The 22,377-nt window shown below is 74.8% G+C and carries 18 protein-coding genes and 1 pseudogene; 2 read left to right on the forward strand and 17 right to left on the reverse strand.

Annotated features, from left to right (window positions below; translation table 11 throughout):
- Positions 1-16: 16 nt before the first annotated feature.
- The 8 genes from BLW63_RS02410 to uvrC all read right to left on the reverse strand — a co-directional run bounded on the left by BLW63_RS02410 (position 17) and on the right by uvrC (position 10,369).
- Positions 17-1,804 carry an ABC transporter substrate-binding protein gene (locus BLW63_RS02410; protein WP_091151020.1) on the reverse strand — a complete coding sequence of 596 codons (1,788 nt, stop codon included), beginning with the start codon at positions 1,802-1,804 and terminating at the stop codon, positions 17-19.
- Positions 1,805-1,837: 33 nt separating this feature from the next.
- On the reverse strand, positions 1,838-2,665 hold the full coding sequence (tpiA, locus tag BLW63_RS02415) for a triose-phosphate isomerase (RefSeq protein ID WP_091151022.1): 828 nt from the start codon (positions 2,663-2,665) through the stop codon (positions 1,838-1,840).
- A 15-nt stretch (positions 2,666-2,680) separates the two neighbouring features.
- Positions 2,681-3,874, reverse strand: a complete 1,194-nt coding sequence (locus BLW63_RS02420; RefSeq protein ID WP_091151024.1) for a phosphoglycerate kinase — start codon at positions 3,872-3,874, stop codon at positions 2,681-2,683.
- A gap of 8 nt (positions 3,875-3,882) precedes the next feature.
- Positions 3,883-4,887, reverse strand: a complete 1,005-nt coding sequence (gap, locus tag BLW63_RS02425; protein ID WP_091151025.1) for a type I glyceraldehyde-3-phosphate dehydrogenase — start codon at positions 4,885-4,887, stop codon at positions 3,883-3,885.
- A gap of 279 nt (positions 4,888-5,166) precedes the next feature.
- Positions 5,167-6,147 (reverse strand): DNA-binding protein WhiA, encoded by a 981-nt coding sequence (gene whiA, locus BLW63_RS02430; RefSeq protein WP_091151222.1) that lies wholly within the window; start codon positions 6,145-6,147, stop codon positions 5,167-5,169.
- 27 nt (positions 6,148-6,174) lie between these two features.
- Positions 6,175-7,242 carry a gluconeogenesis factor YvcK family protein gene (locus tag BLW63_RS02435; protein WP_091151027.1) on the reverse strand — a complete coding sequence of 356 codons (1,068 nt, stop codon included), beginning with the start codon at positions 7,240-7,242 and terminating at the stop codon, positions 6,175-6,177.
- Positions 7,242-8,234, reverse strand: coding sequence for an RNase adapter RapZ (rapZ, locus tag BLW63_RS02440; RefSeq protein ID WP_244522300.1), 993 nt, complete (start codon positions 8,232-8,234; stop codon positions 7,242-7,244). The genes BLW63_RS02435 and rapZ overlap by 1 nt, the downstream gene beginning before the upstream one ends.
- Positions 8,231-10,369: an excinuclease ABC subunit UvrC gene (uvrC, locus tag BLW63_RS02445; RefSeq protein WP_091151030.1), complete on the reverse strand. Its 2,139-nt coding sequence runs from the start codon at positions 10,367-10,369 to the stop codon at positions 8,231-8,233. The genes rapZ and uvrC overlap by 4 nt, the downstream gene beginning before the upstream one ends.
- Positions 10,370-10,598: 229 nt before the next feature.
- On the opposite strand from uvrC, the pseudogene BLW63_RS28845 reads away from it, so the two are divergent.
- Positions 10,599-11,333: pseudogene (locus tag BLW63_RS28845) on the forward strand (alpha/beta fold hydrolase); the annotation flags it as partial.
- Between the two features lie 153 nt (positions 11,334-11,486).
- Here BLW63_RS28845 and BLW63_RS28850 read toward each other — a convergent pair.
- The 6 genes from BLW63_RS28850 to BLW63_RS02480 all read right to left on the reverse strand — a co-directional run bounded on the left by BLW63_RS28850 (position 11,487) and on the right by BLW63_RS02480 (position 19,590).
- Positions 11,487-12,323: an alpha/beta fold hydrolase gene (locus BLW63_RS28850; RefSeq protein WP_170856597.1), complete on the reverse strand. Its 837-nt coding sequence runs from the start codon at positions 12,321-12,323 to the stop codon at positions 11,487-11,489.
- Between the two features lie 163 nt (positions 12,324-12,486).
- The gene (locus BLW63_RS02460) at positions 12,487-12,786 is read right to left on the reverse strand and encodes a hypothetical protein (protein ID WP_091151226.1); all 300 of its coding nucleotides are present in this window, start codon (positions 12,784-12,786) and stop codon (positions 12,487-12,489) included.
- A 110-nt stretch (positions 12,787-12,896) separates the two neighbouring features.
- Positions 12,897-14,126 carry a saccharopine dehydrogenase family protein gene (locus BLW63_RS02465; protein ID WP_091151032.1) on the reverse strand — a complete coding sequence of 410 codons (1,230 nt, stop codon included), beginning with the start codon at positions 14,124-14,126 and terminating at the stop codon, positions 12,897-12,899.
- A 54-nt stretch (positions 14,127-14,180) separates the two neighbouring features.
- Positions 14,181-15,017 (reverse strand): VOC family protein, encoded by an 837-nt coding sequence (locus tag BLW63_RS02470; RefSeq protein WP_091151034.1) that lies wholly within the window; start codon positions 15,015-15,017, stop codon positions 14,181-14,183.
- 130 nt (positions 15,018-15,147) lie between these two features.
- Positions 15,148-18,039: an excinuclease ABC subunit UvrA gene (uvrA, locus tag BLW63_RS02475; protein WP_091151036.1), complete on the reverse strand. Its 2,892-nt coding sequence runs from the start codon at positions 18,037-18,039 to the stop codon at positions 15,148-15,150.
- A gap of 138 nt (positions 18,040-18,177) precedes the next feature.
- On the reverse strand, positions 18,178-19,590 hold the full coding sequence (locus BLW63_RS02480; protein ID WP_091151038.1) for an amidase: 1,413 nt from the start codon (positions 19,588-19,590) through the stop codon (positions 18,178-18,180).
- A gap of 50 nt (positions 19,591-19,640) precedes the next feature.
- Here BLW63_RS02480 and BLW63_RS02485 point away from each other — a divergent pair, with 50 nt between their 5' ends.
- Positions 19,641-20,297 (forward strand): MBL fold metallo-hydrolase, encoded by a 657-nt coding sequence (locus BLW63_RS02485; protein ID WP_091151040.1) that lies wholly within the window; start codon positions 19,641-19,643, stop codon positions 20,295-20,297.
- Positions 20,298-20,304: 7 nt separating this feature from the next.
- Here the strand turns inward: BLW63_RS02485 and BLW63_RS02490 are convergent, their stop codons facing one another.
- The 3 genes from BLW63_RS02490 to BLW63_RS02500 are packed head-to-tail and all read right to left on the reverse strand — an operon-like array spanning position 20,305 to position 22,377.
- Positions 20,305-20,583: a hypothetical protein gene (locus BLW63_RS02490; RefSeq protein WP_091151042.1), complete on the reverse strand. Its 279-nt coding sequence runs from the start codon at positions 20,581-20,583 to the stop codon at positions 20,305-20,307.
- Between the two features lie 11 nt (positions 20,584-20,594).
- Entirely contained in the window at positions 20,595-21,356 is a 762-nt protein-coding gene (locus BLW63_RS02495) for an SDR family NAD(P)-dependent oxidoreductase (RefSeq protein WP_091151044.1), read from the reverse strand.
- 19 nt (positions 21,357-21,375) lie between these two features.
- Positions 21,376-22,377 carry an acetamidase/formamidase family protein gene (locus tag BLW63_RS02500; RefSeq protein WP_091151045.1) on the reverse strand — a complete coding sequence of 334 codons (1,002 nt, stop codon included), beginning with the start codon at positions 22,375-22,377 and terminating at the stop codon, positions 21,376-21,378.

Consider the following 22,377-nt stretch of genomic DNA (forward strand, 5'->3'; position numbering starts at 1 on the left):
CGTCGCGCCCGGCCGGTCAGCGGACGCCGGCGGTCGCCAGGTCGTAGCTCGTGTACGGCGCCATCACCACGCCGTTGCGCAGCCGCTGGCCGGCCAGCAGCTGCACGCGCGACTCGGCCAGCGGCACGTACGCACCGGTCGCGGTGGCCGCGGTCGCCACCTCCCGCCAGGCGGCGCGGGTGGCCTCGGGGTCCCCGGCGGCCGCCCGGGCGGCGTCGATCAGACCGTCGATCACGGGGTCGGCCAGCCGGGCGAAGTTGGTGTTCCCGACGGTGCTCACCGACCGGCCGTCGACCAGCGGCACGAGGAACGAGCCGGGGGTCGGGAAGTCGGCGGTCCAGGTGGCCAGCACGATGCCGATGCGGTTGTCGCGGACGCGGTCGGGGTTGCCCACCTCGGTCGCGTAGAAGCTCGGCGCGTCCAGGGGCCGGACCTCGGCGCGGATGCCGATGCGCGACAGCTGCCCGGCGACCTCCTCGGCGACGGCCACTCCGACGGGTGCGTCCGGGACGGCGAGCACGGTGTCGAAGCCCGCCGGCTGCCCGCAGGTGGCCAGCGCCTCCTCGGCCGCGGCCGGGTCGGCGGCCGGGTCGGGGTCCTCCGGCCCGCCCGCCACACCGCTCGGCCACAGCTGCGACGTGCGCTCCGCCTCCGCGGGCCCGCCCAGCACCTCCTGCACCGCGGCGCGGTCCACGACGGCGGCGACCGCGGCCCGGCACGCGGGGTCGGTGAACGGCGCCACGTCGGTCGGCAGCGCCAGCAGGCGGACGACGTTGTTGGGGACCTCGTCGATCCGGTCCCCCAGGGGGACCTCACCGCCGGTGTCCTCGCCCAGCCGGGCCGTCGTCGGCGCCTGGATGCCGGCACCGGAGACGTCGACGTCGGCCGAGCCGGCCAGCAGCGCCTGGTCCCGCTCCACCCCGGTCATCCCGGTGCGCACGACGACCCGGTCGGCCAGCGCGGTGCGGACCTCGTCCGTCGCCGGGTCCCACTGCGGGTTGCGCTCGAGCACGATGCCGGTGACGTCGTCCTGCGTGGCGACCGCGTAGGGGCCGGAGGACACCGGGTCGCGGCCGTAGTCGGCGCCGGTGTCGCTGTCGGCCGGCACCGGGCTGCTCGAGGGCAGCGCCATGACGTAGGGGAAGTCCGGCTGCGGCGAGCGCAGCCGGAAGGTGAGGGCGCGGTCGTCGGGCGTCTCGACCGAGGCCAGGCCCAGCCGGCCGGAGGTCTCGTCCTGGTACGGGCCGGCATAGGGGTTGGCCGGGTCGTCGAGCAGCTCGACGACGCGGGTGGGGCCGCCGACGACGACGTCCGAGGCGAAGGAGCGCTCGATGCCGTACTTCACGTCGCGCGAGGTGATCGGCGCGCCGGTTTCGAACCGGACGCCCTCGCGCAGGGTGAACGTCCAGGTCAGGCCGCCGTCCGGCGTGGTGCCGAGGTCCGTGGCCAGGTCGGGCACCAGCTCCCCGGTGCGGCCGGGCTCGGTGGAGTAGGTGACCAGGGTGCGGGTGTAGAGCCGCATGAGGTTCCACACACCGGGCAGGTACGACCGCTGCGGGTCGAGGTTGTCGACCTCGCCGGTCACCACCCGCAGCGTGCCCCCGGTGGCGTCGGACGGCGCCCGGACGCCGGTGACGCCGGCGTCGGGACCGCCGCCGAAGACGGGGAGCGAGGGGCCGTCCTCACCGGCGTTCGCGCAGCTGACCGCCACCCCGACCACCAGCAGGACGACGGCGGCGATGCCGGCCACCCGGCCGCGGGTGCCCCGCAGCCAGGCCGGGCCCCGCTCCAGCGTGCTGTCCACACCACCCGCTCCCCGCCTGTCCGGCGGCGGCGGTCAGCCGCCGTCGGCGGCTGTCCGACAGATCTGCGCGAACTCGTCGGCGTCCAGGCTGGCGCCACCGACGAGTGCACCGTCGACGTCCGGCCCGGCCAGGATCCCGGCCGTGTTGGCGGCCTTCACCGACCCGCCGTAGAGGATACGGACGATTCCTGCGGTCTCGCCGCCGAAACGCTCGGCGAGCCGTGACCGCAAGGCACCGCACACCTCCTGAGCGTCTTCGGGCGTGGCGACCTCGCCGGTGCCGATCGCCCACACCGGCTCGTAGGCGATGACGATCCCCGTGCCCTCACCGGGCGCGGTCAGCTGTTCGGCGGTCAGCCCCTCGAGCGCGGCGTCGAGCTGGGTGGTGCAGTGCGCGACGTGCTCGCCGGCGCGGCGGACCTCCAGCCCCTCCCCCACGCAGAGGATCGGCACCAGGCCGTGCCGGAGCGCCGCCTGCACCTTACCGGCCACCACGGCGTCGTCCTCAGCGTGCAGCGCGCGCCGTTCGGAGTGGCCGATGACGACGTAGCGGCAGGCCAGCGCGGCGAGCATGGCGCCGCTGACCTCGCCGGTGTACGCGCCGGAGTCCTGCACCGAGAGGTCCTGCGCGCCGTAGCCGACCTCGAGCTTGTCCCCGGCCACCAGCGTCTGCACGCTGCGCAGCGCCGTGAACGGCGGCAGGACGACGACCTCGGCCGCCTCCAGCTCGGGCTCCTTGAGGCTGAAGACCAGCTTCTGCACCAGGCCGATGGCCTCGAGGTGGGTGAGGTGCATCTTCCAGTTGCCGGCGATCAGCGGCCGGCGCCCCTCACGGCGGGCCGGGGTGCCCTTGCGTGCCATGTCCGTCCTCCTCGCTCAGTCGGCCAGCACCGCGAGGCCGGGCAGCTCCCGGCCCTCGAGGTACTCCAGCGACGCGCCGCCGCCGGTGCTGATGTGGCCGTAGGCGGCCTCGTCGAGCCCGAGCTGGCGCACCGCCGCCGCGGAGTCGCCACCGCCGACGACCGACAGGCCGTCGACCGCGCCGACCGCCTGGGCCACCCCGCGGGTGCCGGCCTGGAACGGCGCGAGCTCGAAGACCCCCATCGGGCCGTTCCAGAAGACGGTGCGGGCACCGCCCAGCTCGCGGCCGAAGGCTTCCACGGTGCGCGGGCCGACGTCCAGCCCTAACTGGTCGTCGGGGATCTGGTCGACCTGGACGGTCGTCGTCGCCGCCTCGGCACTGAACTCGGGTGCGCAGACGACGTCGACCGGCAGCACGATCCGGTCGCCGGCCTCGTCGAGCAGCCGACGGCAGGTGTCGACCTGGTCGGCCTCCAGCAACGACTTGCCCACGCCATGGCCCTGTGCGGCGAGGAAGGTGAAGCACATGCCGCCGCCCACCAGCAGCCGGTCGACCTTGGGCAGCAGCGCCTCGATGACGGCCAGCTTGTCGCTGACCTTCGAGCCGCCGAGCACCACGACGTAGGGCCGCTCGGGGTCCTGCGTCAGGCGGGTGAGCACGTCGAGCTCGGTGGCCACCAGTCGCCCCGCCACGTGCGGCAGCCGCAGCGCGACGTCGTACACCGAGGCGTGCTTGCGGTGCACGGCACCGAACGCGTCGTCGACGAAGACGTCGGCGAGGGCGGCGAACCGGTCGGCCAGCCCGCCCCGCTCGGCGTCGTCCTTCGACGTCTCCGCGGCCTCGAAGCGCACGTTCTCCAGGAGCAGCACGTCGCCGTCCCCCAGCCCGCCGGCCTTGGCCTGGGCGTCGTCCCCGGCGACGTCGGCGGCCAGCGGGACGTCGGTGCCGAGCAGCTCCCCGAGCCGCGCGGCGACCGACGCCAGCGAGTACTGCGGGTCCGGCGCACCCTTGGGCCGGCCCAGGTGGGCGGCGACCACGACGCGGGCGCCGGCGTCGCGCAGCGCCTGCAGCGTGGGCAGGCTGGCGCGGATCCGGCCGTCGTCGGTGATGGCCCGGGTGGTCTTGTCCAGCGGGACGTTCAGGTCGGCGCGCAGGAACACGCGCCGACCCGAGACGCCCTCGGCGAGCAGGTCGTCGAGGGAACGCATGGCGTCGGTCAGAGCGAGCGGCCGACGAGCTCGACCGAGTCGACGAGCCGGTTCGAGTAGCCCCATTCGTTGTCGTACCAGCCCAGGACCTTGACCATCGGGCCGAAGACCTTGGTCAGCTTGCTGTCGTAGATGCAGCTCGCCGGGTCGGTGACGATGTCGGAGGAGACGATCGGGGCGTCGGTGTACTTGAGGATCCCGGCCAGCGGGCCGGAGGCGGCTTCCCGGTAGGCGGCGTCGATCTCGTCGGCCGGCACCTCGCGGGAGAGCTGGACGGTGAGGTCGGTGGCCGAGCCGGTGGGCACCGGGACGCGCACGGCGTAGCCGTCGAGCTTGCCCTGCAGCTCGGGGAGGACCAGGCCGATCGCCTTGGCCGCGCCGGTGCTGGTGGGGACCATGTTGAGCGCGGCCGCGCGGGCGCGGCGCAGGTCCTTGTGCGGGCCGTCCTGCAGGTTCTGGTCCGCCGTGTAGGCGTGGATCGTGGTCATGAGCCCGCGCTCGATGCCGAAGCTGTCGTTGAGCACCTTGGCCAGCGGGGCCAGGCAGTTCGTCGTGCAGGACGCGTTGCTGATGATCGTCTGCGAGCCGTCGTACTTCTCGTGGTTGACGCCCATGACGATGGTCAGGTCGTCGCCGGTGGCCGGCGCCGAGATGACGACCTTCTTGGCCCCGCCGGCGTCGACGTGCTTGCGGGCGTCGTCGGCCTTGGTGAAGAACCCGGTGGACTCGACGACGACGTCGACGCCCAGGTCGCCCCACGGCAGGCTGGCCGGGTCGCGCTCCGAGAGCACCTTCATGGTGTTGCCGCTGATCTTGATGCCCTCGCCGTCGGCGGCGACGTCCTCGGACAGCACGCCCAGGATGCTGTCGTACTTGAGCAGGTGCGCCAGCACCTCGGGGCTGGTCAGGTCGTTCACCGCCACGATCTCGACGTCCTTGCCGCTGGCCGCGGCGGCCCGCCAGAAGTTGCGCCCGATGCGGCCGAACCCGTTGATCCCCACCCGTACGGTCACAGCTGACCTCCATCTGCTCGATCGGTCTGTCGCGTCGATCGACCGCGCGGGCGCGCGGCCGCGATCTGCGACGACCCTATCGGCCAGCGTCCCGGTCGTCCGGTCCAGGATCGAGGCCGGTTTCGTCCGCTTCCCGGAGCGGGCACCGGCACGCGGCGGGAGCCGCGGCCCGGCCGGGCGGCGCGGGGACCCGCCCGGGCTCCCACGTCGCCCACGACCCGCTGCTGGGTGGGCACGTCCCCCTGACGGCGACCCCCGCGGCCGTCGTCCCCGCGCCCGCTACTGGGTGAGCATGTCCTCGGTGACGACGGACTCGGTGTCCGGGATGCCGAGGTCCTTGGCGCGCTTGTCGGCCATGGCCAGCAGCCGGCGGATCCGGCCGGCGACGGCGTCCTTGGTCATCGGCGGTTCGGCGCGCTGGCCGAGCTCCTCCAGCGACGCCTGCCCGTGCTCCAGGCGCAGCCGGCCGGCGACCAGCAGGTGCTCGGGGGCGTCGCCGTTGAGGATCTCCAGTGCACGCTCCACCCGGGCGCTGGCGGCGACCGCGGCGCGGGCCGAGCGGCGCAGGTTGGCGTCGTCGAAGTTGGCCAGCCGGTTGGCGGTCGCCCGGACCTCGCGGCGCATCCGCCGCTCCTCCCAGGCCAGCACGGCGTCGTGGGCGCCCATCCGGGTCAGCAGCGCGCTGATCGCGTCGCCGTCCCGCACGACCACCCGGTCGGCGCCGCGGACCTCCCGGGCCTTGGCGGCGATGCCGAGCCGGCGGGCGGCGCCCACGAGCGCCATCGCGGCCTCGGGGCCCGGGCAGGTGACCTCCAGCGAGGAGGAGCGGCCGGGCTCGGTCAGCGAGCCGTGCGCCAGGAAGGCCCCGCGCCAGGCGGCCTCGGCGTCGTTGATGCCGCCGCTGACCACCGACGGCGGCAGCCCGCGCACGGGCCGGCCGCGCTGGTCGACCAGCCCGGTCTGCCGGGCCAGCCCCTCGCCGTGCTTGGCGATGCGGACCAGGTAGCGCACCCCGCGGCGGATGTTGCCGCCGGCCAGCACGCTGACGCCGCTGGTGTAGCCGTAGACCTCGCTGATGTCGCGACGCAGCCGGCGGGCCACCGACCCGGTGTCCAGCTCCGCCTCGATGACCACCCGGCCACCGACGATGTGCAGGCCACCACTGAACCGCAGCAGCGCGGTGACCTCCGCCTTGCGCTCGGAGGTCTTCGTGCACTCCACACGCGACAGCTCGTCCTTGACCATGGCCGTCATCGCCATGCCGTCCACCCCCACGTTCCCCCGGGCTCAACCAGCCCCATGTGCGGCGTTCCCTTCGTCTCCCCCGCGTACCGGTTCCGGTACGTGAGGTTGCGGCACGCGCCCGCTGACGTCCATGCCCTGCCGCGTCCCGAGCGCCTCCCGGAGTGCTCCGGCCAGGCGCGCCGGGTCGTGCCGCGGCACGCCGCCGTCCTCGGCGACCGGGGCCAGCACGAGCTCGGCTCCGCACTCACGTACCGCTGAAAGGAGACCACAGCGGTCAACAACCGATTCCTGGTCCGCGATCACCGTGTGCAACGCCACTCCGCCCAGGTGGCCCTGCAGCACGGTGAGGTGCTCCTCCGGCGAGAAGCCGTCCGTCTCCCCCGGCTGCGGCTCGAGGTTGAGGACGACGACCACGCGGGCGCTGCTCGCGGTGAGCGCGGCCCGCAGCCGCGGCACCAGCAGGTGCGGCAGCACCGACGTGTACCAGGAGCCCGGGCCGAGCGAGACGACGTCGGCCGTGGCGATGGCGTCGAGGACGGCGGGGGCCACCGGCGGGTCGGCCGGGGAGACCAGGATGTCGCGCACCCGGCCCGGTGTCGTGGCGATCGCCACCTGCCCGCGGATCCGGCGGGTGCGCCGGGGGTCGTCGGGGTCGGTGCTCTCGACCGTCGCGATCAGGTCCAGGGGGACGTCGGCCATCGGCAGCACCCGCCCGCAGGCGCCGAGCATCCGGCACAGGTCGTCGAGCGCCCGGACGGTGTCCCCGCCGTGCAGCTCGGTCAGCCCGGTGAGCACCAGGTTGCCCACGGGGTGGCCGGCGAGCACGCCGCTGCCGCCGAGGCGGTGCTGCAGCAGCGTCGCCATCTGCCGGGTGTCGGGGTCCTCCCCGGCCAGCGCGGTCAGTGCCATGCGCAGGTCGCCGGGGGGCAGCACGGGCATCTCGCGGCGGATCCGCCCGGAGGAGCCGCCGTCGTCGGCGACGGTGACGACCGCGGTGAGGTGCGGGGTGAGCCGGCGCCAGGCGGCGAGCGCGGCGGCCAGGCCGTGACCGCCGCCGAAGGCGACGACGCGGGGCGGCCGGGCGGCGGGCGGGGTGGGCTGCGCCGCCACTACTCGCGGCCCAGGTCGCGGTGCTGGACGGCGGTGTCGACGCCGTCGGCGCGCAGCCGGCGGGCGAACTCCTCGGCGATGGCGACGCTGCGGTGCTTGCCGCCGGTGCAGCCCACGGCGAGGGTCAGGTAGCGCTTGCCCTCGCGACGGTAGCCGGGGATGAGCAGCCGCAGCACGTCGGTGTAGCGGTCGAGGAACGGCCGGGCGTGGTCCTGGCCGAGGACGTAGTCGCGCACGTCCGGGTCCTGGCCGGTGTGCGGGCGCAGGTGGGGCAGCCAGTGCGGGTTGGGCAGGAAGCGGGCGTCGACGACGAGGTCGGCGTCCAGCGGCAGGCCGTACTTGAACCCGAAGCTGAGCACGGTCGCGGTCAGCGGCGGCGTCTTGCCCTCACGGGCGAAGGCGTTCTCCAGCGTGGCGCGGAGCTGGTGGACGTTGAGGTCGCTGGTGTCCACCCACAGGTCGGCCTCGCCGGCGATGCCGGTCAGCAGCGCCCGCTCGGCGGTGATGCCGTCGATGAGGGTGCCGCTGCCCTGGAGCGGGTGCTCGCGCCGGTTGGACTCGTAGCGGCGGACCAGCACCTCGTCGCGCGCGTGCACGTAGACCACCCGCGGGCGGTGCCCGGCCTCCGCGAGCACCCGGATCGCCTCCTGCAGGTCGCTGGAGAAGGCCCGGCTGCGCACGTCGACGACGGCGGCGAAGCGGCGGACGTCGCCGCGCGCGCCGAGCTCGACCATCGGCAGCAGCAGCGCCGGCGGCAGGTTGTCGACGACGAACCAGCCGAGGTCCTCCAGCACCCGCCCGGCGCTGTTCTTGCCGGCGCCGGAGAGTCCGGTGACCACGACGACGTCCAGCGGCGCGGTTTCGGTGGAGGACGCGTCGAGCGGCGGCGGGACGTCGGTGTGCGGGTGACCCGGGACGCCGTGGGGCACCGCGAGGTGCGGGGTGTCGCGGCGTGCGGTGTCCTGGGCGACGGTCTCGGCCCGTTCGCTCACGAGGCCACCAGTCCGACCTCGGCCGTGGCGCCGGAGCCGCTGCGGGGGGTGCCGCGCTCGGCCGGGTCGGCCGGGGCGGTCGTCGTCTCGACGGTCTCGGTCGTCGTCTCGACGATCTCCTCGGCGGGTGCGGCGGCGCCGTCCTCGGGCTGGGCGGCACCGTCCTCGGGCTGTGCCTCCGCCGCCTCCCCCACCTCCGGCTGCACCTCCGCCGCCTCCCCCACCTCCGGCTGTGCGACCGCGGCGAGCACCGCCTCCGCCGTCCGCCGGCCGATGCCGGGCACCGCCACCAGCTCCTCGACGGTGGCGGCCCGCAGCCGCTTGAGGGACCCGAACTGCTTCATCAGCGCCTTCCGCCGCGTCTCCCCGAGCCCGGGGACGTCGTCCAACAGCGAGACCAGCATGGTGGTCGACCGCTTCTGCCGGTGGTAGGTGATCGCGAACCGGTGCGCCTCGTCCCGCACCCGCTGCAGCAGGTAGAGCGCCTCGGACGTGCGCGGCAGGACGACGGGGTCGGACTCGCCGGGCAGCCACACCTCCTCCATCCGCTTGGCCAGCCCGCAGACGGCGACGTCGACGACGCCGAGCTCGTCGAGCGACCGGGCGGCCGCGGCGACCTGCGGCGCGCCGCCGTCGACGACCAGCAGGTTCGGCGGGTAGGCGAACCGGCGCGGCCGGCCCTCCTCGGCCGCGACCCCCTGCTCGTCCTTCCGGTCGGCCTCCTCCTTGAGGTGGCGGGCGAACCGGCGGCGGACCACCTCGGCCATCGCGGCGGTGTCGTCGGTGCCCTGCTGGACGGAGAACCGCCGGTAGTCCGACTTCTTCGCCAGCCCGTCCTCGAACACCACCATCGACGCCACGACGTTGGTCTGCTGGACGTGCGAGATGTCGATGCACTCGATCCGCAGCGGCGCCTCCGGCAGCTCGAGCGCCTCCTGCAGCTCCGACAGCGCCAGCGAGCGGGCGGTCAGGTCGCTGGCCCGCCTGACCCGGTGCCGGGCGAAGGCCTCCTTGGCGTTGCGCTCCACCGTCTCCAGCAGGGCGCGCTTGTCGCCCCGCTGCGGCACCCGCAGGCTGACCCGGCTGCCCCGGAGCTCGCTGAGCAGCTCCTCGTACACGTCCGCGTCGTCGGGCAGCTCGGGGACCAGCACCTCCTTGGGCACCGCCTCCCCCGCCTCGCCGACGCCGGTCGCCTCGTCGACGCCGCCGTAGACCTGCAGCAGGAACTGCTCGACCAGCTCGCCGGTGGTGACCGCCTCGACCTTGTCGACGATCCAGCCGCGCTGACCGCGGACCCGCCCGCCGCGGACGTGGAAGACCTGCACCGAGGCCTCGAGCTCGTCCTGGGCGAAGGCGACGACGTCGGCGTCGGTGCCGTCCCCGAGGACGACGGCCTGCTTCTCCATCGCCCGCTTGAGCGCGCCGAGGTCGTCGCGCAGCCGGGCGGCCCTCTCGTACTCCATCGCCTCGGCGGCCTCGGCCATCTCGCGCTCGAGGCGGCGGACCATCTGGTCGGTGCGGCCGGCCATGAAGTCGCAGAAGCCGTCGACGATCCGCCGGTGCTCCTCGGCGGAGACCCGGCCGACGCAGGGCGCGGCGCACTTGCCGATGTAGCCGAGCAGGCAGGGCCGGCCGATCTGCCCGGCGCGCTTGAAGACGCCGGTGGAGCAGGTGCGGGCCGGGAAGACCCGGGTGAGGGTGTCGAGCGTCTCCCGGATGGCCCAGGCGTGCGCGTAGGGGCCGAAGTAGCGCACGCCCTTCCTCTTCGGGCCGCGCATCACCTGCAGCCGCGGGTACTCCTCGTTGAGCGTCACGGCCAGGCTCGGGTAGCTCTTGTCGTCGCGGTACCGGACGTTGAACCGCGGGTCGAACTCCTTGATCCAGTTGTACTCGAGCTGGAGGGCCTCGACCTCGGTGCCGACGACGGTCCACTCGACGGCGGCCGCCGTCGTCACCATCTGCCGGGTGCGCGGGTGCAGGCCCGCGACGTCGGCGAAGTAGCTGTTCAGCCGCTGGCGGAGGTTCTTGGCCTTGCCGACGTAGACGACCCGGCCGTTGGGGTCGCGGAACTTGTAGACGCCGGGGGACTCCGGGACGCTCCCGACCGCCGGTCGGTACGTGGACGGGTCGGGCATGCACCCCAGGTTAGGTGGGCCGGACGACGGTCCGCCGTCCGCGGGTGTCCGCGAGATGACATCCGTGTGATCTCCCCCAGGCCCTCCGCCCCTTGCCCGTCCGCGGCGCCCGGAACGAGCCTCGACCGGGCACATCGCGCACGTCGATGGGCCACAGCGATCCCGGGGTTGCGGTGCTGCATATCCGTGTGCAGCACGTGCGTCGGCCGCGCCCGGGGAGGAGGACGGCATGGGCCGACACGTGCGGGCGGGTTCGCTCGACACCTGGGTGGAGCAGGTGGGCTCCGGTCCCGACGTCCTGCTGATCGGCGGAGCCGGGGACACCGTGGAGTCCTGGTCGTTCCAGCTGGACGGGCTGGCCGACCGCTACCGGTTGACCGCCTTCGACAACCGGGGGGCCGGCCGGACGGCGATGCCGGACGAGCCCCTGACCGTGGCAATGATGGCCGAGGACGCGGCCGCCGTCCTGGATGCGCTGGGGATCGCGTCGGCCCACGTGGCCGGCTTCTCCGGTGGCAGCATCGCTGCCCAGGAGCTGGCGCTGCGCCGTCCGGACCTGGTGCGGAGCCTGGTGCTGCAGGGGACCTGGGCCCGGCCGGACCGCTACCTGCGCACCTGGCTGCGGTTCGCCGGCCGGCTGGCGGCCGCGGCCCCCGGGGAGCGCGAGTTCCTCGAGGGGTTCTGGCTCGACGTCTACACGCCCCGGGCCCATGCCGACGGCACGGTGGAGGCCTTCGTCGAGGAGGTGATCGCCTTCCCGCACAAGCAGCCGGCGGAGGACCTGCAGCGCTACCTCGACGCGTTGGTCGACCACGACACCACCGACCGGCTGCGGCAGGTGACCGCGCCGACCCTCGTCCTCGTCGGCGGCGTCGATCTCGTCGGGCGTCCGGAGCTCGGCCGGGTGGTGGCCCGCGCGATCCCGGGTGCGCGGTTCGAGCTGTGGGACACCGAGGCCCACCAGCCGTTCCAGGAGGTGCCCGACCGCTGGAACGCCCGCGTCGACGCGTTCTGGCAGGAGGTCGAGGCCCGGTCAGGGACGCCGGCGCCCCGGACGGCCGCCGACGACCGCTCGTCGCCCGGCCGCCGGGCAGAGGCGCCCGGCGCGGGTGAGGGCTCAGCCGCCGAGCCGGGCACCCAGCCAACCGAGCAGATCGCCGGTCACCTCGTCGCGGTTGGTCTCGTTGAACACCTCGTGCCGGGCGTCGGGGTAGACCCGCAGCTCCACCGGCAGGCCGCCGTCGCGCAGCGGGTCGGCCGGCGCGGCGACCTGGGCGGCGTCCGTCCCGCCCACCGGGTCGCGCTGCCCGGCGAGCAGAAGCACCGGCAGCCCCGCGGGGCAGGCCGGCCACACCCTCGGGGCTCGCCGCGCGGGTGACCAGCGCGAACATGCCGGCGCCGTAGCGGTACGTGGGCGGGACGTGGTCGCCGCACAGCGGGTCGGCCAGGTAGGCGTCGGCCTCCCCCGGGTCGCGGCTGAGCCAGTCGTAGGGCGTGCGGGCCGGCTCGAAGGGGGCGTGAAGGCACCCAGGGCGTCCATCGGCTGCTCCCCCAGGCCGCCGGCGACGGCCGCCTCCAGCTGCGGCACCGCCGCGGCCAGCTGCGGTGCGACGCCGATGGGCCCGGACAGCACCAGGCCGGCCAGGTCCGCGCCGTCCCGCTCGGCGGAGGCCAGCGCGACCGCCGAGCCCAGCGAGTGGCCGAGCAGGAAGCGCGGGACGCGGGGGTGGCCGGCGGCCAGCCGCTCCCCCAGGTCCCGGACGTCGTCGAGGACGGCGTCGCTGGTGGCGCCCTCGCCGAAGCCGCCGGGGCCGGTGGACCCCGCCGTGAGCCCGTGCCCCCGGTGGTCGAGGGCGGCCACGGCGAACCCCTGGGTGGTGAGCGCCCGGGCCAGCCGCTCGTAGCGGCCGGCGTGCTCGGAGAGCCCGTGCACCCCCTGGACGGCGCCCCGCACCGGGCCGTCGGGCGTCCAGCGGCGCTCGGCGAGCCGGACGCCGTCGGCGGCCTCGGTCCAGGTGACGGGGGCTGGTCATCGGGCGGGCCTCCTCGGACGCGTCCTAGACGGGGAGCCTGCCCGCTCGCGCCCGCCCGCGCAGGGTGGCCCCGGCTCGCCGTGGTCAGCCGACCGGACGCGACCGGTGCACCGCCCCGGCCCGCGGCCGGTGCGCCGCGAGGGCGGCGCCGGCCCGCCCGGTGAGCCGCACCGCCCGTCGGGCCAGCACGAGGGCCGCGAGCGCGCCCACGCCACCGGCGAGGAAGGCCACCGCGCCCGGGACCTCCTCGCCGGTGACGGCGAGCGCCGCGACGGTCACCAGGGCCAGGAGGACGACCGTGGACCGCACGCCGCCACCGGGTGGGGACGTCGGCGAGCCGCAGTTCGACAGGTCCGGGTCACAGTCGGGCGTGAGCGCGGTCACCGGCTCCTCCTCGATCGGGGACCCGTCACGCCGGCAGCGCCGCGTGACGTCGGTCACACGGAGGGTAGGGCGCGGGTCGCCCCGCGCTCAAGTCCGCCGGCGTCACCCGTTCAGGTCTCCGTGACCTCGTAGGTGTGCCCGGCGGCGCGCAGCCGGTCCACCAGCACGGACCCGAGCGCGGTGGCCGGGGTGAGCGAGCCGGCGCGGCCGGGCAGCCGGTCGCCGTCCAGGGCCAGCCCGAGCGCGGTCTCGCCCAGCATGACGGCGGTGGCGGCGTAGCCGGGGTCGCCCCGGCCGGCGGCGGTGGCGCGGTACCGCCGCCCGCTCTCGGTGGTCGCGTCGACGACGCTGCGGAACCAGCCCCGGGCCCGGGTCTGCTCGCTGGGCCCGGTGCCCGGCTCGGGCAGCACCCGGTCGAGCACGGCGCGGGTCGGCGGCAGTGCCATCGCGGTGAAGAAGCCGGCCAGCCCCGCGGTGACCGCGGTGGCCGTCGCGGCACCGGGGAGACCCCGCCCGCAGCCCATCACCTCGCCGTAGCGCAGCCCGCGGCCGTGGGACCAGCCCTGCAGCGCGCTGCTGCGCCGGACGATGCGGGTGTTGAACGGGGCCATGACGAAGGGCGCCGTCCACCGGCCGTCCGGGGTGCGCGAGGGCGGACCGACGTCGCGCGGCTGGCGGGTGTCGGGCTCGGCGTCGCGGTCGGGGCTGAGCGCGAACGGGTCGCCGACCAGCCGGCGCGCCGCGGGGTCGCGGCGCATCTCCTCGAACTGGGCGCGGGCGGAGTCGAGGGTGCCGCCGCTGAAGCCGCCGCGCGCGGTGGCGACGAGCTGGACGTCGCGCAGGCCGCCGGCGCCGTCGGCCCGCGCCCGCTCGGCGAGCAGCAGCGCAGTGAGGTCGGAGGGGATGGAGTCGTAGCCGCAGGCGTGCACGATCCGGGCACCGGTGTCGCGGGCGACCGTGTCGGTGCGGTCGATCGCCCGGCGGACGAACAGCACCTCGCCGGTGAGGTCGGCGTAGTGCGTGCCGGCCCGGGCGCAGGCCTCGACGACGGGCAGCCCGTGGCGGATGTACGGGCCGACCGTGGTGGCCAGCACCCGCGTCGAGGCGGCCAGGGTGGCGAGCGAGGCGGCGTCGGTGGAGTCCGCCTCGACCAGCGGCCAGTCGCGGGCGGCCGCCGGCAGCCCGGCGCGCACCTGCTCGAGCCGGCTCCGGGACCGGCCGGCCAGCGCGATGCGCAGGCCGGCCGGCGCGGCCTCGGCCAGGTAGGCGGCGAGCAGCCGGCCGACGAAGCCGGTGGCGCCGTAGATGACCAGGTCGTGGGTGCGCGCGGGGTCGGACACCCGGCCATCCTCGCCCGGGGTGCCCGACCGCCGCTCAGCGGGCGACCGGCGGGCTCACCACTCGCCGTCCGGCGGGGTGAACTGGGCGATCGTGAACTGCGCTCCCTGGGGGTCGCGCACGAGTGCGTTCCGTGTCCACAGGTCGTCCGAGGAGGTCAGCACCGCCGCGCCGAGCCGCTCGGCGGTGGCGGCGCTGGCGTCGCGGTCGGCCACGGTGAAGGTGACGTGCCAGCGGGCCGGCTCTCCCGCCGGGACCACCACCACACCCCCGATGACGTCGGCGAACCCCGGCGGCGCCGACGCCTGCCGCTCGTGGATGCCCGGGTCCACGGTGGCCGCCAGGTGGTCGCCGTACCCCGGGACCTGGATCATCGTGCCGGCCCCCTGCTCCATGTCCACGGCGAGCCAGCCGAACAGCGGCCCGTAGAAGGCCATCGCGGCGTCGCGGTCGGGTGTGTGGAGGTCGCTGAAGTTCCAGGCGCCCGGCGTGTTGGCCAGCTGCGCCCCCGGGCGGCGCCGGGCCTGCCAGAGCCGGAACCCCGCACCGAGGGGGTCGGTGCACGTGGCCGCACGGCCGCCGGGCCCGGCGTCCTCGGGACCGGCGTGAACCGTGCCGCCGAGCCGGGTCACCGCGGCCGCCGTCGCGTCCGCGTCGTCGACGGCGACGTAGGTGTGCCACGCCGCGGTGCCCGACGTCGTGGGGCCGATCGCGGCGACGTCCTGCCCGCCGAGAGTGGCGATGAGGTAGGTCCCCGGCGCGTCCGGCGGCACCACGTCGGTGAGCGTCCAGCCGAAGAGGCCGGCGTAGAAGCGGGCCGCCTCGGCCGGATCGGGCTGTTCCGTGTCGATCCAGCAGGTCACACCGTGCGGGTAGGTCCGCTGCTCGGCCACCTCGCCACCTCCGTTCCCGTCCGCCGGTCGACGGTAGCGACGAGGGGTGACCGGAACGAGGGCCCGGGCCGGGCCGGGCGGGGCCGGGCTGGGCCGGACGGCTGGCGTCCGGACCGGCCCGGCCCGCGGTTCAGCTGGCCTTCTTGCGCGCCCGCTTCTTCGGCACCGCCGCGGCGGCCACGGCGTCGGGGTCGAGCATCGGGACCAGGTACCGGCCGGTGTGGCTCTCCGGGACCGTGGCGAGGAACTCCGGCGGCCCCTCGGCGACGACGGTGCCGCCGCGGAACCCGCCCTCGGGACCCATGTCGATCAGCCAGTCGGCGCTCTTGATGACGTCGAGGTTGTGCTCGATGACGATCACCGAGTTGCCCTTGTCGACCAGGCCCTGCAGCACGATCAGCAGCTTGCGGATGTCCTCGAAGTGCAGCCCGGTGGTGGGCTCGTCGAGGACGTAGATGCTGCGGCCGTTGGATCGCTTCTGCAGCTCGCTGGCCAGCTTGACCCGCTGCGCCTCACCGCCGGAGAGGGTGGTCGCCGGCTGGCCGAGCCGCACATAGCCCAGCCCGACCTCGGTGAGGGTGCGCAGGTACCGGGAGATGGCCGGGATGGCGGCGAAGAAGTCGGCCGCCTCCTCGATGGGCATGTCGAGGACCTCGGCGACCGTCTTGCCCTTGTAGTGCACCTCGAGGGTCTCCCGGTTGAACCGAGCGCCCTTGCACACCTCGCAGGGGACGTAGACGTCCGGCAGGAAGTTCATCTCGATCTTCAGCGTGCCGTCGCCGGAGCAGGCCTCGCAGCGGCCGCCCTTGACGTTGAACGAGAAGCGGCCGGGCTGGTAGCCGCGCATCTTCGCCTCCGACGTGCTGGCGAACAGCTTGCGCACCTGGTCCCACACGCCGGTGTAGGTGGCCGGGTTGGACCGCGGGGTCCGCCCGATCGGCGACTGGTCGACGTGCACGACCTTGTCCAGGTGCTCCAGGCCGGTGACCGTGCGGTGCCGCCCGGGCACCATCCGCGCCCGGTTCAGCTGGTTGGCCAGCACCGTGTAGAGGATGTCGTTGACCAGGCTGGACTTGCCCGACCCGGACACCCCGGTCACGCCGACCAGGCAGCCGAGCGGGAACGTGACGTCGACGCCCTTGAGGTTGTGCTCGCGGGCGCCCTTGACCACCAGCTCGCGGCCGGGGGTCGGCTGGCGGCGCACCTGCGGGACGGCGATCTCCTTGCGCCCGGACAGGTACTGGCCGGTCAGCGACCGCTCGCTGGCCAGCAGCTCGTCGACCGTGCCGCTGACGATCACCTCACCGCCGTGCTCGCCGGCGCCGGGGCCGATGTCGACCACCCAGTCGGCGGTCTTGATCGTGTCCTCGTCGTGCTCGACGACGATCAGCGTGTTGCCCATGTCGCGCAGCCGCACGAGGGTCTCGATCAGCCGGGTGTTGTCGCGCTGGTGCAGCCCGATGGAGGGCTCGTCGAGCACGTACAGCACGCCGACCAGGCCGGAGCCGATCTGGGTGGCCAGCCGGATCCGCTGCGCCTCGCCACCGGCCAGGGTCGCCGCCGGCCGGTCCATCGACAGGTAGTCCAGGCCGACGTCGACGAGGAAGGACAGCCGGGCCTGGATCTCCCGGAGCACGCGGTCGGCGATGGCCCGCTCCCGCTCGCCCAGCTCGAGGGCACCCAGCCACTCCGCGGCGTCGCCGATCGACAGCCCGGTGACCTCGGCGATCGAGCGGCCGTTGAGCTTGACGGCGAGGATCTCGGGCTTGAGCCGGGTGCCGTGGCAGACGGGACAGGGCACGTCGCGCATGTAGCCCTCGTACTTGTCCCGCATGTACTCGCTGTCGGTGTCCTCGTGCCGCCGCTCGAGGAAGGGCAGCACCCCCTCGAACGCGGCGTAGTAGCTGCGCTCGCGGCCGTAGCGGTTCTTGTAGCGGACGTGCACCTGGTCGGGCGAGCCGTGCAGCACGGCCTTCTGCACCCTCGCGGGCAGCCGCTCCCAGGGGTCGTCCATGGAGAAGCCGAGCTGCTGGGACAGGCCGGTGAGCAGCCGGGTGAAGTACTCGTTGCTCATCGACGTGGACCACGGGGCGATCGCGCCCTGCGCCAGGGTCTTCTCCGGGTCGGGCACGACGAGGTCGGGGTCGACCTCCTTGCGGGTGCCGATGCCGGTGCACTCGACGCAGGCGCCGAACGGCGAGTTGAAGGAGAACGACCGCGGCTCGAGCGCCTCGAAGGACAGCCCGTCGTCCACGCAGGCGAGGTGCTCGGAGAAGGTGCGCTCGCGCTGCGCGTCGTCCTCGGGCAGGTCGACGAAGTCGAGGACGACGAGGCCGCCGGCCAGGCCGAGCGCGGTCTCCACCGAGTCGGTGAGCCGCCGCTTCGCGCTCTCCTTGACGGTGAGCCGGTCGACGATCACCTCGATCGTGTGCTTCTCCTGCTTCTTCAGCTTCGGCGGGTCGGTGAGCTGGTGGACGACGCCGTCGACGCGGACGCGGGAGAAGCCCTGGGTCTGCAGCGAGCTGAACAGGTCGACGTACTCGCCCTTGCGGGCGCGGACGACGGGGGCGAGCACCTGGAAGCGGGTGCCCTCCTCCATGGCCAGCACCTGGTCGACGATCTGCTGCGGGGTCTGCCGGGAGATCGGCTTGCCGCAGTTGGGGCAGTGCGGCTGACCGGCGCGCGCGTAGAGCAGCCGGAGGTAGTCGTAGACCTCGGTGATCGTGCCGACGGTCGACCGCGGGTTGCGGTTGGTGGACTTCTGGTCGATCGAGACGGCCGGCGAGAGGCCCTCGATGAAGTCGACGTCGGGCTTGTCCATCTGCCCCAGGAACTGGCGGGCGTAGGCCGACAGCGACTCCACGTAGCGGCGCTGGCCCTCGGCGAAGATCGTGTCGAACGCCAGGCTGGACTTCCCCGAGCCGGACAGCCCCGTGAAGACGATCAGCGCGTCGCGGGGCAGGTCGATGTGGACGTCCTTGAGGTTGTGCTCACGGGCGCCGCGGACGACGAGACGGTCCAATGTGATCCCTGTCGGTCTGCCGGGCCGGCCGGTCGCGCCGGGGCCCGCGGTGGAGATGTCGAGATGTCGATACGGACAACGCCGTCACTGCCCGGGTGCAATCCGTGACGACGGCGACGTTGCCGCTCGCCATGGTGCTCAGACGGGAGCGGGGGACGGGTTCCCGGCGGGGTCGAAGACGGGCGCGTGACGGCGCCAGGGCTGCCGACGCTCCAGCTCTCCGGCCAGCCAGAGTAGTCGCCTCTCGGCCCCCGGGGGGCCGGCGAGCTGGACCGCCAGCGGGTGGCCGGTGGGGCGGGTGCCTGCGGGCAGCACGAGGGCCGGGAGGCCGGCCAGGTTCCAGGCCGCCGTCCACGGGGCCCAGCGGGCGTCGGCCGTCACGTTGACCAGGAACGAGCGCTCGTGCCAGGGCCGGGCCGGCAGCGGTGGACCGGTCACGACCGGCGTGAGGAGCACATCGACGTCCGAGAAGAAGCCCACCATCCGCTCGCGGAAGCGCTCGGCGGTCGCCGGGCGGACCAGGCCGGCGGCCCGGACGGCACGGCCGACGCGGGCGTGCGCGCGGCTGCGCGGCTGGAGGCCGGAGAGCGGGATGCCCAGGTGCGCGGCGTCGTCGGCGGCGCCGGCCATCCAGCGGGCCAGCGCACCGACCGCGGCGCCCGGGGTGATCGGCGGGTCCCGGCGGACGACGGTGTGGCCGGCCGCGGTGAGGGCGGCGACCGCCGAGTCGACGGCCGCCCGGGCGGGCCCGTCGGCGCGGGTCCCGGGCACCGGGGAGCGGGTGGAGACAGCGATCCGCAGCGGCCGGCCGGGCGCCTCCAGCGGGGTCGGCTCCTCCCCGGCCAGCACCGCGTGCGCCACCGCCAGGTCGGCGACGGTGGTCGCCAGCGCGCCGTTGACCGCCATGCCGGACCAGTCGTCGGCGCCGATGCCGCCGGGGACGACGCCCCGGCCGGGCTTGAGGGTGACCAGACCGCACGCGGCGGCGGGCAGCCGCAGCGACCCCAACCCGTCGTTGCCGTGCGCCAGCGGGACCACGCCGGCGGCGACCGCCGCCGCACTGCCGCCGGAGCTGCCGGCCGGCGAGCGCGCGGTGTCCCAGGGGTTGCGGGTGACCGTGCCGGGACCGTCGGTGGCGGCGTAGAGGCACAGCTCGGGCACCCGGGTGATGCCGACGACGACCGCGCCCGCCCGCCGGAGCCGGCTGACCACGGGGTGGTCGCGCTCCGCGGTCCGCGTGGGGCAGGCGGGGGACCCGTCGGTGCAGGCCTCCCCCGCCACGTCGACGTTGTCCTTGACCGCGACCGGCACCCCTGCGAGCGGCATGGCGAACCGGGTGAGCGCGGTGTCGACGGCGTGCGCCTCGGCCAGCGCGGCCTCCCGGCGGACAACCCGGAAGGCGCCGATGCGGGGCTCCACCGCGTCGAGGTGGGCCAGGTGCGCGCGGACGACCTCGACCGCGGTCAGCTCGCCCGACCGGACGCGGGCGGCCAGCTCGGTGGCCGGGAGCCCGACGATCCGACCGGCGGGGAGACCTCCGCTAGCGTCCATGCCTGGACCGTAACCGCGGCCACCGACACTGTCCGAACGGGAGGCTGGAGATGGGCTACACCGGCGACGTCGAGGTGGGCGGGCCGGCCGACGTCCGCGAGCTGCCCGGGCTGACGGTCAGCAAGCTGGCGGTCAGCGAGATGGCGAACAACGCCTACCTGCTCCGCGACCCGGCGACCGGTGAGGCGCTGCTCGTCGACGCCGCGGCCGAGCCCGAGGCGCTGCGCGCGCTCATCGGGGACGCCGACGTGCGCACCGTCGTCACCACGCACCGGCACTGGGACCACCACCGCGCCCTGCCGGAGGTCGTCGCGGCGACGGGCGCGGTCACCGTCGCGCACCCGGCGGACGCCGACGAGCTGCCCGTCCCCGTGCAGCGGCCGGTGGAGCACGGCGACACGATCCGGGTCGGCGGGCAGACCCTCGAGGTGATCCACCTGCGCGGGCACACGCCGGGCAGCATCGCGCTGCTCTGGCGCGGCCCGGCGGGCGCCGGCACGCACCTGTTCACCGGCGACAGCCTGTTCCCCGGCGGGGTCGGCAAGACCTGGTCGGCGGAGGACTTCACCAGCCTGGTCGACGACGTCGAGGCGCGGCTGTTCGGCGCGCTGCCCGACGACACCTGGGTCTACCCCGGCCACGGCAAGGACACCACGCTGGGCGCCGAGCGCCCGCACCTCGCGGAGTGGCGCGCCCGCGGCTGGTGAGCCCGGCTCACTCCTCGAAGAGCGCCACCAGCTCGTCGGGGGTCCCGGCCACGTGCAGGGGGACGACGGACACCGTCCACCCGGGACGGCGCTGGTCGATGCCGAGGGCGAGGTCCCAGGCGGCGCGGGCGGTCAGCGGGCCGAAGCACGCGTCGTCCCCGTCGTCGCTGAGGGCGATCTCGACCAGCCAGGTGTCGGACAGGTCCGCGGCCAGCTCGGCGAACTCGGGGTCGGTGCCGTCCTCGGGTTCCGGGGAGTCGGCCTGGACGGGGTAGATCAGGGCCATGCCGCAGCCTCTCAGAGCTGGATGCCGCGGGTGAGGGCGCCGTCCACCACGAGGTTGGTGCCGGTGGTGAAGCTCGACACCGGGCTGGAGAGGAAGACCACGGCGCGGGCCATCTCCTCCGCGGTCCCCATCCGGCCGGTGGGGTTCAGGCCGAGCGCCGAGGCGAACAGCTCGGGGTCGCCGCGCTCGATCCCCTGCCAGAAGCCGTCCGGGAAGTAAGTGTTGCCCGGCGACACGACGTTGGCGCGCACCCCTCGTCCCGCCAGCTGCATGGCCAGGCCGGAGACGTAGCCGACGATCGCGGTCTTCATCGTCCCGTACGGCCCCGAGACGGCGTCGGACTCGCGGCCCGAGACGCTGGAGACGGCGACGATCGAGCCGTTCGGGCTGGCCTCCAGGTGCGGGATCGCGGCGGTGGCGAGCCGCACCGTGTGCATCAGGTCGACCTCGAAGCTCGTGTACCAGTTCTCCTCGGTGTCCGGGATGGCCAGCGCGCTGACGTTGGCGACGACGGCGTCCAGCCCGCCGAGCCGGCCGGCGGCGGCCTCGACCCAGCCGGTCAGCGCCGGCCCGTCCCGGACGTCGAGCCGGACGCCGGTCGCCCGGCCGCCGCGGTCGGCGATCGCCTTCTCCGTCGCCTCGATCTCGGCGGCGTCGCGGGCGCAGAACTCCACGACCGCGCCCTCGTCGGCGAAGGTCTCGACGATCGCGCGGCCGATGCCGCGGGTGCCGCCGGTGACGAGCACGCGGGCGCCGGTCAGCTGCAGGTCCATGAGGGCCTCCGGGGAGGGGTCAGAGCAGGGTGGCCGCGCGGCGGCGGAGGGCGTCGTGCAGCCCGCCGTACGCGGTGGCCCGCGGCAGCAGCGACTTGCGCGCCTTCACCACGGTGCTGTAGTTCGCGTCGACCACGTTGGCGATCGGCACCTCGACGGTCTGCGACAGCAGCTGGTAGGCGTCCATCGGGTGCAGCCCGTAGAGGTCGCGGAACCAGCGCACCAGCTCCACCTGGGCGATCCGCCAGGCGTCCTCGAGCGGCCGGCTGGACCCGACGGTCATCCAGTGGGTGTCGTCCTCCAGGCGGGGCCAGGCCGGCGCGTCGCCCTTGATCAGCTCGACGATCAGCGTGGTCGTCATGGCGCCCTCGACCGCGGTGCCGCACGCCTCGCCCTCGCCCTGCCGGTAGTGCCCGTCGCCGATCGAGAACAGCGCGCCCTCGACGTTGACCCCGAGGAAGCAGGTCGTGCCGGGCCGCATCTGCGGGGTGTCCATGTTGCCGCCGAAGCGCTCGGGCACCAGCGAGCTGCGCACCTCGCCGCCCATCGGCGCGACGCCGACCGTGCCCAGCATCGGCTCCACCGGCAGGGCGATCTCCAGGTCGCTGTACCGGGCGGCGAAGGTCACCGTGTTGGCCGCGCGGTCGAGCTCGTAGATCCAGGTGGTGTCCGGCAGCGCCTCCTGCAGGGTCGCGGTCACCGCGGTGCTGGTCAGCCCGCCGAAGAAGGGGATGGCGGCCGAGGCGCCCCAGTCCCGCGCCGGCTCCATCGCCACGAAGTGCAGGGCCAGGGTGTCCCCCGGCTCGGCGCCCTCGACGTGGAACGGCCCGGTCTGCGGGTTGACGAACCGCAGGTCGACCTTCTCGCTGGAGAGGTCGGAGGTCTTGCGCAGCGCGCCGCCGAACGCGTCGTCGGACCACACCCGCAGCACCATCCCCGGCCGGATCCGCCGCAGCGGTGCGACGCCGCCGAAGGTGTAGGCGTACTGGTCGACCGTGGGCGTGACCTCGACGACGTCCAT

The sequence above is a fragment of the Geodermatophilus africanus genome, assembly GCF_900107105.1.
GTDB classification, from domain to species: Bacteria; Actinomycetota; Actinomycetes; order Mycobacteriales; family Geodermatophilaceae; genus Geodermatophilus; species Geodermatophilus africanus.